Genomic DNA, 14,313 nt, shown 5'->3' with positions numbered 1-14,313 from the left:
ATCTGTTCAGTCCACGATCAGCGGAATCAGCACCGGGTTGCGCCCCGTCACCTTGCGGATGAAGCGGCGCACGGCCCCGTACATGTCGTCGCGCACGTCTTCCAGCCGCTTCTTCTCGCGCAGGCCGCCCTCGACGGCGTCGAGCGCCACCTTGCGGATCTGGCCGTCGAGGTCGCGGTTGGCGCGCACAAAGCCGCGCGAGACGATCTCGACGTGGGGGGTGGGGTGCAGCACCGCCGTCATGATCAGGATGCCCTCCTGGCTCATGTTCGCCCGGTCGAGCAGCACGTCGTCGCCGATGTCGCCCACGCCCAGGCCGTCCACGTACACCGCCCCGGCGGGCACGGTGCCCGTCACCTTGAACTCGTCGGGCGAGAGGCGCACGACGTCGCCGTTCTTGGCAATCAGCGTGCGGCGCGGCGGGCGCGGCAGCGTCTGGGCCAGGCGGGCGTGGTTGATCTGGTGGCGGGGCTCGCCGTGCCAGGGCAGGAAGAACTTGGGCCGCGCGAGATTGAGCACCGTGGCGAGTTCCTCCTGCGAGGCGTGCCCCGAGGCATGGACCCGGTAGGCGGGCGGGTAGTACACGTCCACCCCGATCTCGTACAGCCGGTTGATGACGAGGTTCACGGCGTCCTCGTTGCCGGGAATCGGGTTGCTCGACAGGATCACCGAATCGCCCCGCCGCAGCGCGATCTTGGCGTGGGTGCCGAAGGCGAGGCGGCTGAGCACGCTCATGGGCTGGCCCTGCGAGCCGGTGCAGACGTACAGCACCTGCTGGTCCTGCAGGTCGCCGACCTCCTCGTTCGTCAGCAGCGGCTCGGGCAGCTCCATGTAGCCCAGCCCCTGCGCGACCTGCGCGTACTTCAGCATCGAGCGGCCCTCCATCACGACCCGGCGGCCCTGACGGTGCGCGATCTGGATGACGTTCCCGATGCGGTGGACGTTCGACGCGAAGGTCGTCATGAAGACGCGGCCCCGGCACTTCGAGATCACGTCCTCCAGGTTCCGCGCCACCTCCGCCTCGCTGGGCGTGCGGCCCGGGCGCTCGGCGTTCGTGGAATCGCTGATGAGCAGCAGAACGCCCTCCTTCCCCGCCTGCTCGATGCGAGCGAGGTCCGAGAGCTTGCCGTCGCTGGGATGCTCGTCGAGCTTGAAGTCGCCCGTGTGGATGACCTGCCCGACCGGCGTGCTCAGGATGTAACCCGCGTTGTCGGGGATGGAGTGGGTCATACGGAAGAACTCGACCTGGAAGTTCTTGCCGAGGCGCACTTTGGCGTTCAGCTCCACCTCGCGCAGATCCACGTCGCTGTCCTTGATGCCGAACTCGGCGAGCTTCTCGCGTACCAGCCCCAGCGTCAGGGCGCCGCCGTAGACCGGCACCTTGGGCAGCCGCGGCAGGATGTAGGGCAGACCGCCGATGTGGTCCTCGTGGCCGTGGGTCAGAATCCAGCCCTTGATGAGTCCGGCGTTCTGCTGGAGGTAGTCGATGCGCGGGATGATCAGGTCGATCCCCATCTGGTGCGCGTCGGGAAAGGCGAGGCCGCCGTCGACGACCATGATCTCGTCGTCGAGGCGGTACGCGGTGATGTTCTTGCCGATCTCGCCCATCCCGCCCAGCGGAATGACTTCGAGGTGGGGTGCGGCCTGCCCGCCCGGGGCTGCCTTGCCTGGATTGGTCATGGGTCTTTCTCCGGTCGCACGCGGCCCGCTTCCTGCGCTGGTCTGTCCGAATCAGGCGGTGAATGGGGGCCGTACGCTTTGAATGATGCGGCCACGCGAAAGGGGCGCGGCCCAGGAAAAGCGGATTGTGTCGCCCGGTCGCGTGCGGCCCGGAGCGCGGTTGACCCAAGGTAGCACAGGCCCCGGCGGGGGCAGGGCGGCCCCCACCCGCACGGGCGACAACGTGTGAAGCCCGCGTGAAGGCGGGTATCATGTCGATGTGAGCGCCCAGAGAATTCTCGTGATCGAGGACGACCTCGATATCGCCAACGTGCTGCGGATGGACCTGACCGACGCGGGGTACGCCGTCGAACACGCCGACTCCGCGATGAACGGCCTGATCCGCGCGCGCGAGGACCACCCCGACCTGATCCTGCTCGACCTCGGCCTGCCAGACTTCGACGGCGGCGACGTGGTGCAGCGTCTTCGCAAGAACAGCGCCGTGCCCATCATCGTCCTGACCGCCCGCGACACGGTGGACGAGAAGGTCCGGCTGCTGGGTCTGGGGGCCGACGACTACCTCATCAAGCCCTTTCACCCCGACGAACTGGTCGCCCGGGTCAAGGTGCAGCTCCGGCAGCGTGTCTCCGAGAGCCTGAGCATGGGGGACCTCACCCTCGACCCGCAAAAACGGCTGGTGACCTACAAGACCGAGGAACTGCGCCTCTCGCCCAAGGAGTTCGACATCCTGGCGCTGCTGATCCGGCAGCCGGGCCGGGTGTACTCCCGCCACGAGATCGGGCAGGAGATCTGGCAGGGTCGACTTCCCGAGGGCAGCAACGTGGTCGACGTGCACATGGCGAACCTGCGTGCCAAGCTGCGCGACCTCGACGGCTACGGCCTGCTGCGGACGGTGCGCGGCGTCGGGTACGCCCTGCGCGGCTGAGGACGCCCACGCCCGGCTGCCTCCCCGCGGGCCGGTTGTGACGAATCTGTGAGCCGGACGCGGGATTATGGCCTCGGCACGGCGGACGAGTACCATGGGCGGGTGTTTCAGGGCCTGAGCTGCCGGGAAGTCCCTCCGGCGACGGCATGAGACGGGCCACCCGCCTCCGCCCCGCCGCTCACGCCCACGCCGGTCCAATCCCCGCCTCCTTTCCAACTTCCCAGCCCACCCACCCATGACGCCCGCTGACCCCCTGCCCAGTCCCCACATCGAAATCCTGCTCGTCGAGGACAGCGAGCCGGACGTGCTGCTCACCCAGGAGGCGTTCGCCGATGCCCGGGTGCCCAACCGTGTCCACGTGGTCGGGGACGGGGTGGAGGCGCTGCGCTTCCTGCGCCGCGAGGGCGAGCACCGCTCGGCGCCGCGTCCGGACGTGATCCTGCTCGACATCAACATGCCGCGCAAGAACGGCCTGGAGGTGCTCGCCGAGATCAAGGCCGACCCCGACCTGATGACCATCCCCGTCGTGATGCTGACCACCAGCCAGTCGGACGACGACGTGCGCGGCTCGTACGCCCACCACGCCAGCGGGTACGTGGTCAAGCCCGTCGGTTTCGACAACTTCCTCCAGGCCATCCGCGCCTTTGAGGACTTCTGGATGACTTACGTGCGCTTTCCGCCGCGGGTATAGCGTTCCCCGAAGGCAGCAGAAAGGCCCCGGCCAGCAGGTGCGGGGCCTTTCTTGATGAAGCGGCTCAGCGGCGGTCGCTGGAGTACGTGGCACCCGTGGTCGTGCCGGTGGTCGTCGTCTGGGTGTGGACGACCGGCTCGCGGCGACCGCGGCCCGCGAGACCGGCCAGGCCGATCAGGCCCAGCAGCCCCCAGGGAAACTCGCGGGTGTCCGCCGTCCCGTTGTTGTTCTGGTCCACCACGCCGTCGCCGTTGGGGTCCACGGCGTTGTTCACCGCGTCGGTGGCGTTGTCCACCGTAGTGCCCGCGGCGTCGGCCGCGTTGCCCACCGCATCACCGGTATTCTGCGCGGCCTGGTCGACTGCCGCGCCCGCCTGCTCGGCGGTGCCGTCGTTGGCGTCCGTGCCGGTGGAGCTGGTGTCCTGCACCTGCACGTAGTTCGTGCTGGGCGCGGTGGCGAGGGCGGCGGGCGCAGCGAGGATGAGGGTCAGGGTCAGCAGCGTCTTGTTCATGTGGACTCCTTGGAATTCGCCTGAGAAGGGCGGGTGAAGTAGGCACAGTGTGCGTGCCTCAAATGGCACCCCGCTGAAAGGCGCCTCCATGAGTCCTTCACGTGCTGGCCGGTGCCCGGGGGGCCTCACCCCTCCTGCACCGCCGCTTGCATGGCGCTCAGCACGTTGTTCAGATGCGTGTCCAGGTCCACCCCGAGTTCCCGCGCCCCCTGCACGACCTCCTCCCGGTTCACCCCCGCCGCGAAGGCCCGGTTCTTGAAGCGCTTTTTCAGGCTGGAAAGCTCGACCTGCCGCACGTCCTTATCCGGGCGAATGAGCGCCGCGGCCTGCACCAGCCCGGTCAGCTCGTCCACCCCGAAGAGGGTCCGGGCCAGCCGCGTCTCGCGCGGGACGCCGGTATACGTGGCGTGACCCAGAATCGCGTCGAGGACTTCGGGCGGCGTGTCGGTGTGTTCGCGCAGGTAGTTCACGCCCCAGGTCGGGTGCTCCCCCGGGTGCTGTTCATAGTCGAAGTCGTGCAGCAGGCCGGTGACGGCGTACAACTCCTCGTCCTCACCCCAGTGGCGGGCGTACCAGCGCATCGCGGCCTCGACGTTCAGCATATGGCGCCGCAGCGACTCGGAGGGGGTGTGCTCGGTCATCAGGGCATAGGCCTGGTCGCGGTTCATGGGGGGCAGTGTAGGGGAGGTGGTCAAAGAAGAAGAGAGACGTCGCCGCCTCTCCTGTCCGCGTCCTCTTTCGCCCTTATCCCCGCTCGCCGATGTACTGCGCCCACTCGGGCTGCCAGTGGGCGAACTGGCCGTGGGCATACACGCCGAACGTCGGGGCGCGAGGCCGGGAGCGCAGCGGCATCCCGGCCTCGTCGGGGGTGCGGTTCCCCTTGCGCTGATTGCAGGCCCGGCAGGCCGTGACGACGTTCTCCCAGTTGTGGCGCCCCCCCCGCGAGCGCGGAAACACGTGGTCGAGGGTGAGGTCGGCTTCGGCCCCGCAGTACTGGCAGGCGAAGGTGTCCCGGCGCAGAACGTTGCGGCGGTTGAAGGGCACCGGATGCACCCGCGGGCGCCGCACATAGCGCCGCAGCCGGATCACGCTGGGCACCCGCAGGATCGTGCTGGGCGAGCGCACCACGTCGCCGCTGACCTCCAGCACCTCGGCCACGCCGTACTGGAGCAGGGTGATCGCGCGCTTGGCGCTCGTCACGTGCAGGGGCTCGTACGACGCATTCAGGACCAGCACACGCGGCGCGTTCAGGTCCGGCGCCACGCGCATCCCGCGCGCCTCCTCTCTCGTCACGCTCGCCAACGGGTTCACGAGGCCATTCTAGAGGTTGGGCGTCTGGGGAATGTTGCGTCAGGTGGCTTAGGGAAGCGTTGAGCCGCGCGCTTCAGCCCTCGGCGGCACCCCGCAGGAACTCCAGCACGCCGTCGGCCACGTACTGCACGGCCAGCGCCCCCAGCAGCACGCCGAGTACCCGCGTGACCACGTGGACGCCCGTCAGGCCGATCACCCGCGCGATCTGCCCGCTCAGGCGCAGGGCGAGGTAGCACAGCCCCAGCACGAGGGCGGTGACCAGGAAGACCGCCGCCAGCAGCGCCGGACTGCCGTGCGCGTCCCCCGCCAGGATCATGATGCTCGCCAGCGTGCCCGGTCCCGCGATGAGGGGAATCGCCAGTGGAAACACGCTGATGTCCTGACGCTCGTGGGCCTCCTGCTCCTCCTCGGGCGTCTCCTTGCTGCCGCTGGGGCGGGCGAACACCATGTCGAGCGCGATCAGAAAGAGCAGGATGCCGCCCGCCACCCGGAAGGCGCTCAGGCTGATCCCCAGGTGTTCCAGCAGCGCCCGCCCGAAGAGGCCGAACAGCAGGATGATGACGCCCGCCACCAGCGACGCCCGGACCGCCACCCGCCGCCGCTCGAAACTGGGGCGGCTGCCCGCCAGCCCGATAAAGACCGGCGCCAGACCGATGGGGTCCATCACCACCAACATGGTCAGGAAGGTCTGGAGACTGATGCTGGAGAGTTCGGCCACGTTCACCCGTCCAGCCTACCGGGTCGGCTCCACCGGAAACGTCCCGGTGTGTGAGGGGACACGGACCGTCACGTGCCATCCGCTGCGAGGGGCTGCCCCTCCTCCTGCTTCTGGGTTGCAGTCTGTGCAGCCGCATCCGGCAGGGCCCGGAGCAGAGGACATATGAAGAGCGTCCGGTTGAAAAGACTCCTCACCCAACCCTCTTCCCAAGACGCCGGATGCGAAGTGGGGCAGTGTAAGTTCTTGCCGTCGCACACGAGGACGAGCCGCGCTCGTCACCCCCCTCCCCGGCCCGCTGTAAGCAGCTCTCCGAGTCCCCCGCAAGGGGAGGAGGAAAAACTCCTCGTGCTGCACCGCGTTTTCTGTATTGCACATTGGGCGTCCTGGAGGGTGGGCTTCTTCTCCCCGGCGCCCTACTCGGGCAGGAGGCCCGTGCTGGCCTGGCCGGTGAAGGTCTTGACGAAGGTCCAGGGCAGGTACACATAGCCCTGATCGCCCCAGCAGTCGCCCCATGAATTCTTGACGATGAAGTACCCGTAGTCGTCGGCGACCGGGGCGCCGGGCACCTTCTTGGCGAGGTTCTGACTGTTGATGAAGCCCGTGACCGTCATCACGTGGGTGAGCTGGAAGTCCGGCGTTCCGTCCGGGAGGGTCTTCATCGTCTGGAGGGGGGCGTAGCCGTTGGCGTCGGGTGCCACGTACCGCATGTCCAGCGTCAGGGTGGTCGCGTGCCCCAGCACCGAGCGCAGCAGCAGGATCACCATGCTGCGGTCCTTGTTGTCCTGCTCCCAGAAATCGCTGGGGGGCTGCATGCGGTAGCCGGAGCTGTTGCCGGTGTTGGGCAGGCTCCGCAGCAGGTAGACGCGGCCCTTGTAGGGCACGTATGTCAGGTAGCCCTGGTAGTTGGTGTCCGAGCAGACGCCGTAGTTGTGGGTGGCGTCCTGGTAGCCGTCGCAGGAGTTCGTGTAGGTCTGGGTGCCGGTGGGCACGACCCGGCTCAGGCTCTTGTTGTACTGCCAGCCCTTCTCGTACGCGAAGGTGTAGTTCGCCGCGCTCGCCTTCTGGGCGATGAAGAGGGGGTCGCCGCCGTCGCCGAAATCACGCGGCGCCCAGTCCAGGAAGCGGTGCCCCACGTAGTCCTGCTCGGAGAGGTTGACCTGGACGTGGTCGCGCCGGGCGATCTCGGCCTCCAACGCCGCCACGGTCGCAAAGCCCCAGCAGGTGCCCCGCTGGCCCTGATCCTTCACGCTCGTCGTGAGGGTCTTGAGCGGCCAGTCGAAGTTCTTGTACAGGCCCAGGTTGGCGGGCGCCTCGCAGGCCCCCGTCTGGGTGCGGTCCAGTTGGTCCGCCGTGCCGACCTCGGAGGCGATGGGGTCGAGGGTAAAGATCAGGTCGGAAATCCGGCCCGCGTACTCCCGGGCGATGCTCCCGACCCTGCGGTTGAGGTCCAGCAGGTGCCGGGCGTCGAGCTGGCGGGCCTCGCCCGGGGTGGGCAGGCCGAATTGGGTGATGTTGATGTCGAGCTTCCGTAAGGCCGCGGCGAGGTCCGGGTACAGTTCGGCGTACAGGTTGGCCTGGTTCGCCTGGGTCGGGAAGGTGCGGGCGTGGGTGGCCAGGCTGGCGCGGCCGAAGGCGGGTCCCATCAGCACGACCTGCTTCGGCCCGCCCGCCGTCGGGACGCTTACGAGCCGGTCACCGTCCGGGTTGATCGCGTCCGGCGGGTTGGGACCCAGCAGCGCGCTGAACTCGGGATGCTCCTGGATGTAGGCGCGGGCATCCTGCTCATCCTGGGCGTCCTGCTGCGCCTGGCGGGCCCGCTCGTCCGCGAGGTCCTGCGCCGTGACGACCCTGGCCCCGTCCCTGACGAGGTCCATGAACACGGCCGGGGTCACGGCCTGCGCCCCGGCGGGCAGGGGGGCGCCGAACTCGGGCTGTCCCCCGAAGAAGGCGTCCTGGGCGGGGTCACCCCCGGGACTTCCCGACTGACCACAGGCGATCAGGCTGATGGACAGGCCGAGAAGCAGGGTATGGGGCTTGAGCATGGTGAACTCCTGGGACGGGGAGAGGGGGGGGAAGGGTGATCCCGGACGGGGTGAACGGCAGCAGGTCTCCTTTCGCCGCTCAGCGTGAGGGAGACCCGGTGATGCCCGGGTCAGGGAAGGGCGGGGTTTTGCCGCAGCGAGCGTCAGGACAGTTGACGGGAGAGTTGTCCTGCTGAGCGCAAGCCAAGCATCACGGAGCGTGACGGCAGGGGCCCTTCGCCCCGCTCAGGGCGACGGCTTTTCTTCTGTTTTTTCTTCCGTCACCGGCTGGGCGCCGTTTCCACGATGAAGTCGGCCCAGTGGGGGGGAAGATGCTCGCCCACCTCGCGCCAGCGGGCGCGAGCGTCCTCGTAGAGCCGCTTCAGGCCGCGGTGGTTGCCGCCCGCCCGCAACGCCTGCAGGGTGAGGAGCAGGGCCTCCCGGTCGTAGGGCTCGGCCTCCAGCAGCAGGCGGCCCAGGCGGGCCGTTTCCAGCGGGTCGGAACCCAGCAGGGCGGCCATCCGTCCCCGCAGCGCGTGGTGCAGCGCCTCCCGGATGCTGTCGTCGGCGAGCTCCAGGGTGAGGCCCCCCAGGTAGGGGCCGCGCCACAGCCGGGTCTCGCCGGTTCGCAGGAAGGCCTCAGCGTCGGACCCCACCTCGCCGAGCGCGTAGCCGCCGGGCGTGGTCTGGATCAGGCCCCGGCCCAGGGCGCCACGGGTGAGGTGGACGAGTTCCTTCAGGGACACCGCGGCCTGCCGCTCGCCCACGCCGGGGTAGAGCGCCTCCAGCAGGTCGAGCCGCGACACCTCGGCCTGACCGCGCAGCCGGGCCTGGAGGAGCAGGGCCAGCAACTCCTGGCGCCGCCCCCCGCGCACCGGCCGCGTGCCGCCGCCGTCGCTGAAGCACATGTCCCCCAGAACATCCAGCCGCAGGGTGGGGGCTGCCGCCGGGGCAGGGCCAGTCTCCAGCTCGGGAAAGAGCCGCCGGGCCTGCGCGGCGTGGCCCGGCAGGCCGTGCGCCTCGAACCAGGCCAGCCGCTCGCGGGCGCCCGACAGGTCGTTCGCCAGGCGGTCGAGGTGCAGCCCGGCGGCGTGCGCCTCACGCAGGTTGCCCACTCGCCGGGCGAGGGCCTCGGCCTCCCCGAAGGCGGCCCGCGCCCCGTCCGGCAGGCCGAGGGCGGCCAGGGCCGTTCCCCGGGCCCCCAGGGCGGTCAGCCGCAGCTCGGGCATGTCGAGCGTCCCCAGGAGGTCGAGGGCCTCTCCGGCGAGGGCTGCGGCCCGCTCGGCCTCCCCCGCCCAGCCCTCGGCAAGGGAGAGGGTGGACAGGCTCTGGACTCTGGAGCGCAGGTCGTCCAGCCGCCGGGCGTGGTCGAGGGCGGCCCGGGCATGCCTGATGGCGAGAACGCGGCTGTGGGCGGGCTGCCAGGAGCGGTACAGGTCGCTCAGCGCGCATTCGCAGTCCACCAGGTAGCCGCTCACGTCGACGCCCTCTAGAAAGGCGCGGGCCTCCAGCAGCAGCGTTTCGGCCCGCTCGTACTCGCCCGACTCGGCGAGCGCCGTGCCGTAGGCCACCTGGGCGATCACGTAGGCGGTGGGGTCCCCCAGGGCGCGGCACACCCGCAGCGCCTCCTCCAGGCAGGCGTCGCGCTCGCGCAGGCGGCCCAGCGTGCCCAGCGCCATCGCCCGGTTGAACAGCGCCGCGTCGATCAGGCGCAGGTTGCCGCTCGCGCGGGCGAAGTCCAACACCTCGTGCTCCAGCCGCTCCATGCCCCCGAAGTCCCCCCGCACCTGCTGGACCACCGACTGCACCTTGAGGGCGAGCGCCCGGCCCTCCGGGCTCAGGCCGGGCCGGGCGAGCACCCCCGCCGCGATGGCCTCGGCCTCCTCGCTGCGGCCCTGGTAGGCCAGCGCGCGGGCCGCCCGCCACAGCGTTCCCGGGTCGGCGTGGGCGAGCAGGCCGGGGTGGGCGTCCAGCAGCTCGATCAGCCCGTGGTTGTCCTGGGCGCGCAGGCCCAGCACCCGGGCGAGAAAGGCGGGGCCCTGGCGCGCCTCCGGCGGAAGGCTTTCAAGCAACCGCTCGCCCTCGCGGCCCTGTCCCTGCGCCGCGAGGAGTTCGGCCTGGAGCCACAACGCCTCCTCCCGGGTGGCCGGGTCTCCCGCCGCGAGCCGGGCCAGCCGGGTCGCCTCGCCCACGTCCACCTCACGCAGGTTCCGGGCCGCCTCCAGGGCCAGCCGGGCGGCTTCCCCGCCCCGCGTGTGCCCCACCGCTCGGGCGAGGAACCGCGCCGCCATCACCCCGTTGCCCGCGGTCCCGGCCCGCCGCGCCGCCGCCCCGAGGAGCGCGCGGGCCTCGGCCGCCTCCAGCCCCGCCGCCTCGATCAGCGCCGCCGTCTCCGCCGGGTCGTCGGGGGGCAGCATGACCAGGGCGCGCCGGGCCAGCTCGCGTTGCCCTGCCGGGTCCAGCACCCGGCCGCACAGCTCGCGGTACAGCGGATGTGCGAAACCGTCCCCCACGAACACGCTGCGCCGCTCCAGTTCCAGCCGCGCGGCCTCCAGCTCGTCCAGCCCGACACCTGCCACCCGTGCCCAGAGCACCCGGCTCGCCCCCTGCGGCAACGTCGCGCGGGCGCCGAGCGCGGCGGCGAGCGTGGGGACCCCCGCGGCCTCCCGCAGCGCCCCCTCGATCAGGGCCTCGACGCTCAGCGGCACGACCTCGCGCGCGGGCTCGCGCCAGTGCCAGTGCCGGGTGTCGTTCCACAGGTGCCCGGTCCGGGCGAGGTCGCGGACATAGGCCAGCGTGAACAGCGGATTGCCCGCGGCCCGCCGGAAGACCCACTCGGCGGCCTCCCCGGGCAGCGTGCCCCCCACCTCCCCCTCGATCAGCAGGCGGGTGCGCTCGGCGTCCAATGGCTCGCAGCGCCCGGCCTCGAACGCCTCCGGGGGGTGGGCGCGGCTCGTCACGAGCAGGCCCACACCCCGTGACCGGCGGGTGCCGCGCGCCAGGGCGCTGAAGAAGTCCAGCCGCTCCGGGGGCGCCTCGTGCAGGTCCTCGACGTGGAGGATCAGGGGCGCGGCGGCCCGCAGCTGGGCGGCGACCGCCTCGGCGGCGTGGGCCGTCTCGACGTACTCGCCCCGCGTGAGGCGCTCCAGGGTCGGCCCGGCCCAGGCGGGAAGCCGCGAGGAAACGGGCAGGGCCCGCACGAGGTCGGCCAGCGGGGTCCGGGCGTGGACCGTGACTGTCCGGCAGGCCACCCCCCGCAGCCATGCCCGGGCCGTGAACGTCTTGCCAACGCCCGGTTCACCCCACAGCCCCAGCGCCAGGCCCGCGCGCCGCAGGTGGAGCGACCGGAGACGGGCCTCGAAATCGGTCATGCCGCGGAAACACCCCCGTTTCCACCAGGAGGACGCCCTCTCGTTTAGATGGTACAGAAAAGCCGGGCGCCGGAAGGGATGTGGAGGCCGCCCTGGCCTTCAGGGCTGCACGTTGACCGTCAGCGTCCCCTCGGCCGCAAAGCTCCGGTCCCCCTGCCGCTGCACGCCCTGCACCGTCACGGTATAGGCGTTGGCCGCCGTGCCGGGCGCGACCGTCACCCGCAGCGGCACGGCGGTGCCCGCCGGGGCACTCGCCTGCCCCAGGGTGAGGGTGACGCCGGGCGAGGGGCTGCGGACACTCAGGGCGAAGGGGCCGGGATGCGACTGCGGCGTGTACCCGCTCACCCGCGCGGTGAGGTCCAGCGACTCGCCCTCCCGCACGGTGATCTCCGAGACCGAGCGGCGGCCCTCCGGGGCGATCACCACGTACCCGCCCGCGCAGCCGGTGGTCCGCAGCACGCCGATGTCGCGCACCCCCACCGCCAGCGCCGGGAGGAAGGAGGCGACCACCAGCCCCAGCCCCAGCGCCACCCGCCGGGGCCGCCCCCAGTTCGTCGTGGTGAAGGCGATGCCGCCCGGCCCCAGCAGCAGCGGCACGAGCAGGGCCAGCGTGGTCCGGCCCTCGCAGGGGTCACGCAGCAGCGCCGACTCCAGCCCCCGCACGAGCAGGAACAGCAGCGCCCCCAGCCCCCACCCCAGCAGGAACGGCGGCAGGGGGGACGGGCGAGGGGCGGCGGGCGCGGGCGCGGTCATGTCCGCAGGCTAGCGCGGCGGGGGCAGGACAAAACGGCTGGATGGGCCGCAAAAACCCACCCGGTGGGGTGGGGGCTCAGGGCTGTTCGGCGGGGGTGTCGGCGCAGTTCGGGCACAGCCCCATGAACTCCAGCCGCACCTCGGTGACCCGGAAACCCGCCGGGAGGGCCGCCACCGGAACGCAGGGCATCGCCTCGGCCTCGACGTCGAAGATCGCGCCGCAGCCCCGGCAGACCGCGTGGTGGTGGTCCTCGCCCTCGCGGCGGTAGTCGTAACGGGTCGCCTGCCCCGCGCGCTCGATGGTCACGACCACGCCGTCACGCACCAAGGCGTCCAGCGTGCGGTACACGGTCCCCAGGCTCACGTTGGGCAGGCTCCCCCGCACCTGACCATGGATCCACGCCGCGTCCGGGTGTGCCCGCGACGCGCGCAGCACCTCGATCACGGCCTGTCGCTGCCGGGTTTGCCGCACCATCGTCATGATTCGAAGATAGCAAAAGGCCTGATGAAGGGCTGACGCGGGCGTCACGGTTGAGCCGCGGGGGAAGGTCCCCTCGTCCCCTCCTCTGAACCCAGTCCATTGCCCCCGTTCAGCCGATGGGCTAAAACACTGAACGTGCCCGCCCGCCTCCTGCCGCTGCTGACCGATGAGCCCCAGTCCGGGGACGTTCTCGGCGCGCGGCTGGGGGTGAACCGCGTCACGGTTAATACCCTGGCGCGTCGGCTCGTGGAGGATGGCGTGCCCATCGTGACCACGCGGGGCGGGTACGCGTTGGCCCCGGGTACACCCGCTCCCCAGCTTGTCCGAGTCATGGGCGAATTCGGGCAGACCTTGCGCTACGCGGGCACGGTCGGCAGCACCCAGGACGAGGCGCGGGCGTGGGCCGACGACCCACACGACCCGGCCCCCCACGGCGCGGTCGTCGTCGCAGAAAGACAAACGGCTGGACGCGGGCGGCGGGGGCGGGCTTGGGACACCACGGGCGGCACCCTGGTCTTCAGCGTCCTGCTCGCCGGTCCCCTGGCCCTGCCGGATCTCGCGCTGATGCCGCTCGCCGCCGGGGTCGCCCTGCACGCTGCCTGCGAGGTCGGCGGGCTGAAGTGGCCCAACGACCTCCTCGCCCCGGACGGCCGCAAGCTCGCGGGCATCCTCCTCGAAGCGGACCTGCGGGGAGAGGAGGCGCGGCGGGCGGTCCTTGGCATAGGCGTGAACGTCAGCGCCGCGCCGGAGGGGGCCGCCCACCTCTCCGAATTCGTGCCCGGCCTCACCCGCGCGGGTCTCCTTGCCCGGATTCTGGCAGAGCTGGAACGCTGGCTCGCCGCTTCACCGGACGCCGTACTCGACGCCTGGCGCGCGGCGAGCGTCACCCTCGGGCGGGAGGTCCGCGTCACCACCCCGCGCGGCGACCTGACCGGCACGGCCCTCGACCTCGATCCCCAGGGCGGCCTCCTCATCCGCACCCCTGCGGGCACCATCGTCACCGCCCACGCGGGCGACGTTCACCTCGTCGGCACCCTCGCCGCCTCTCCCCGTCCATAGGAGGACATCACATGACCCAAGCTGCTCACCCCACCCTCGCCCGCACCCTGGCCCCCACGCCCAGTCTCCTTCGTGACGCCCTGCTCGTCCTCGGCGGCGCGGCCCTCGTCGCCCTCGTCGCGCAGGTCGAGATCCCGCTGAAGCCCGTGCCTGTCACCCTCCAGACGCTCGCCGTTCTGCTCATTGGCGCCGCGCTGGGCTGGAAGCGGGGCGCGGCCAGCCTGACGACGTACCTCCTCGCGGGGGCGGCCGGGCTGCCCGTCTTCGCGGGCGGCAGCGCGGGCCTCGCCAAGTTCGCGGGACCCACGGGCGGCTACCTGCTGAGCTATATCTTCGCCGCCGCCGCCGTCGGCTGGCTGGTGCAGCGGTACGCCCTGGACCGCAAGCCCGTGGGCGCGGCGCTCGCCATGCTGGTCGCCAGCGCTGTTATCTACGCCTTCGGCCTGACGTGGCTTGGCCTGGTGACGGGGCTGAAGGGGCAGGCCCTCCTGAACGCGGGCCTGACGCCCTTCCTGCTCGGCGACAGCCTGAAGATCGCCCTGGCCGCGCTGCTGCTGCCGGGGGCGTGGGCGTTCGCGCGCAAACGCTGATCGGCGCCCCACTGGAACGCCCCCACCTTCACTCGGGTGGGGGCTCCGTCTTCGGGTGGGTTGTCGATGCGTCCCGTGCGGAAGCCCCACCCGAAGCGTGACTTCAGTTTGCCCGGAGCGCAGGACGGCGGCATCCGCTGAAAGGAGGAGGGGTGGGATAGGGGAAATGGCGGGGACAGGACGAGTTGAAAAAGGAGGAGGC

General features: G+C 71.2%; 13 protein-coding genes. 4 read left to right on the top strand and 9 right to left on the bottom strand.

Annotated features, from left to right (window positions below):
• Positions 1-6 precede the first annotated feature (6 nt).
• Positions 7-1,680, bottom strand: coding sequence for a ribonuclease J (locus tag F784_RS0109035; protein WP_019586407.1), 1,674 nt, complete (start codon positions 1,678-1,680; stop codon positions 7-9).
• 259 nt (positions 1,681-1,939) lie between these two features.
• Between F784_RS0109035 and F784_RS0109030 the strand changes: the two genes are divergently transcribed.
• Complete coding sequence (locus F784_RS0109030) at positions 1,940-2,605, top strand: response regulator transcription factor (RefSeq protein ID WP_019586406.1); 666 nt, start codon at positions 1,940-1,942, stop codon at positions 2,603-2,605.
• A 235-nt stretch (positions 2,606-2,840) separates the two neighbouring features.
• Positions 2,841-3,296 carry a response regulator gene (locus F784_RS0109025; RefSeq protein WP_019586405.1) on the top strand — a complete coding sequence of 152 codons (456 nt, stop codon included), beginning with the start codon at positions 2,841-2,843 and terminating at the stop codon, positions 3,294-3,296.
• 64 nt (positions 3,297-3,360) lie between these two features.
• Here the strand turns inward: F784_RS0109025 and F784_RS0109020 are convergent, their stop codons facing one another.
• From F784_RS0109020 to F784_RS0108985, 8 genes are all read right to left on the bottom strand, one after another.
• Positions 3,361-3,807 carry a WGxxGxxG-CTERM domain-containing protein gene (locus F784_RS0109020; RefSeq protein WP_019586404.1) on the bottom strand — a complete coding sequence of 149 codons (447 nt, stop codon included), beginning with the start codon at positions 3,805-3,807 and terminating at the stop codon, positions 3,361-3,363.
• Positions 3,808-3,932: 125 nt separating this feature from the next.
• A complete protein-coding gene (locus F784_RS0109015) occupies positions 3,933-4,475 on the bottom strand; it encodes an HD domain-containing protein (protein ID WP_019586403.1) in 543 nt (180 codons plus the stop codon).
• 76 nt (positions 4,476-4,551) lie between these two features.
• Complete coding sequence (locus F784_RS0109010) at positions 4,552-5,076, bottom strand: HNH endonuclease (protein ID WP_019586402.1); 525 nt, start codon at positions 5,074-5,076, stop codon at positions 4,552-4,554.
• Between the two features lie 115 nt (positions 5,077-5,191).
• The gene (locus F784_RS0109005; RefSeq protein WP_019586401.1) at positions 5,192-5,842 is read right to left on the bottom strand and encodes a MarC family protein; all 651 of its coding nucleotides are present in this window, start codon (positions 5,840-5,842) and stop codon (positions 5,192-5,194) included.
• Between the two features lie 407 nt (positions 5,843-6,249).
• Entirely contained in the window at positions 6,250-7,878 is a 1,629-nt protein-coding gene (locus tag F784_RS0109000) for a C1 family peptidase (protein WP_019586400.1), read from the bottom strand.
• Between the two features lie 260 nt (positions 7,879-8,138).
• A complete protein-coding gene (locus F784_RS0108995) occupies positions 8,139-11,228 on the bottom strand; it encodes a tetratricopeptide repeat protein (RefSeq protein WP_019586399.1) in 3,090 nt (1,029 codons plus the stop codon).
• Positions 11,229-11,327: 99 nt separating this feature from the next.
• Positions 11,328-11,981, bottom strand: coding sequence for a hypothetical protein (locus F784_RS0108990; protein ID WP_019586398.1), 654 nt, complete (start codon positions 11,979-11,981; stop codon positions 11,328-11,330).
• A 76-nt stretch (positions 11,982-12,057) separates the two neighbouring features.
• Positions 12,058-12,462 (bottom strand): Fur family transcriptional regulator, encoded by a 405-nt coding sequence (locus F784_RS0108985; RefSeq protein WP_026332378.1) that lies wholly within the window; start codon positions 12,460-12,462, stop codon positions 12,058-12,060.
• Between the two features lie 135 nt (positions 12,463-12,597).
• On the opposite strand from F784_RS0108985, the gene F784_RS0108980 reads away from it, so the two are divergent.
• Both F784_RS0108980 and F784_RS0108975 read left to right on the top strand, forming a co-directional pair.
• Positions 12,598-13,521 (top strand): biotin--[acetyl-CoA-carboxylase] ligase, encoded by a 924-nt coding sequence (locus F784_RS0108980; protein WP_019586396.1) that lies wholly within the window; start codon positions 12,598-12,600, stop codon positions 13,519-13,521.
• Positions 13,522-13,532: 11 nt separating this feature from the next.
• The gene (locus tag F784_RS0108975) at positions 13,533-14,111 is read left to right on the top strand and encodes a biotin transporter BioY (protein ID WP_019586395.1); all 579 of its coding nucleotides are present in this window, start codon (positions 13,533-13,535) and stop codon (positions 14,109-14,111) included.
• Positions 14,112-14,313: the final 202 nt, after the last annotated feature.

The sequence above is a fragment of the Deinococcus apachensis DSM 19763 genome (assembly GCF_000381345.1).
In the GTDB taxonomy this organism is placed as follows: domain Bacteria; phylum Deinococcota; class Deinococci; order Deinococcales; family Deinococcaceae; genus Deinococcus; species Deinococcus apachensis.
This window is presented reverse-complemented; position numbering and strand designations above follow the sequence as displayed.

Excerpts from the sequence above, each read along its gene's own strand:
- F784_RS0109035 (WP_019586407.1), bottom strand. The coding sequence starts at position 1,680 with ATGACCAATCCAGGCAAGGCAGCCCCGGGCGGGCAGGCCGCACCCCAC.
- F784_RS0109025 (WP_019586405.1), top strand. The coding sequence starts at position 2,841 with ATGACGCCCGCTGACCCCCTGCCCAGTCCCCACATCGAAATCCTGCTC.
- F784_RS0109020 (WP_019586404.1), bottom strand. The coding sequence starts at position 3,807 with ATGAACAAGACGCTGCTGACCCTGACCCTCATCCTCGCTGCGCCCGCC.
- F784_RS0109015 (WP_019586403.1), bottom strand. The coding sequence starts at position 4,475 with ATGAACCGCGACCAGGCCTATGCCCTGATGACCGAGCACACCCCCTCC.
- F784_RS0109010 (WP_019586402.1), bottom strand. The coding sequence starts at position 5,076 with ATGCGCGTGGCGCCGGACCTGAACGCGCCGCGTGTGCTGGTCCTGAAT.
- F784_RS0109000 (WP_019586400.1), bottom strand. The coding sequence starts at position 7,878 with ATGCTCAAGCCCCATACCCTGCTTCTCGGCCTGTCCATCAGCCTGATC.
- F784_RS0108995 (WP_019586399.1), bottom strand. The coding sequence starts at position 11,228 with ATGACCGATTTCGAGGCCCGTCTCCGGTCGCTCCACCTGCGGCGCGCG.
- F784_RS0108990 (WP_019586398.1), bottom strand. The coding sequence starts at position 11,981 with ATGACCGCGCCCGCGCCCGCCGCCCCTCGCCCGTCCCCCCTGCCGCCG.
- F784_RS0108985 (WP_026332378.1), bottom strand. The coding sequence starts at position 12,462 with ATGACGATGGTGCGGCAAACCCGGCAGCGACAGGCCGTGATCGAGGTG.
- F784_RS0108975 (WP_019586395.1), top strand. The coding sequence starts at position 13,533 with ATGACCCAAGCTGCTCACCCCACCCTCGCCCGCACCCTGGCCCCCACG.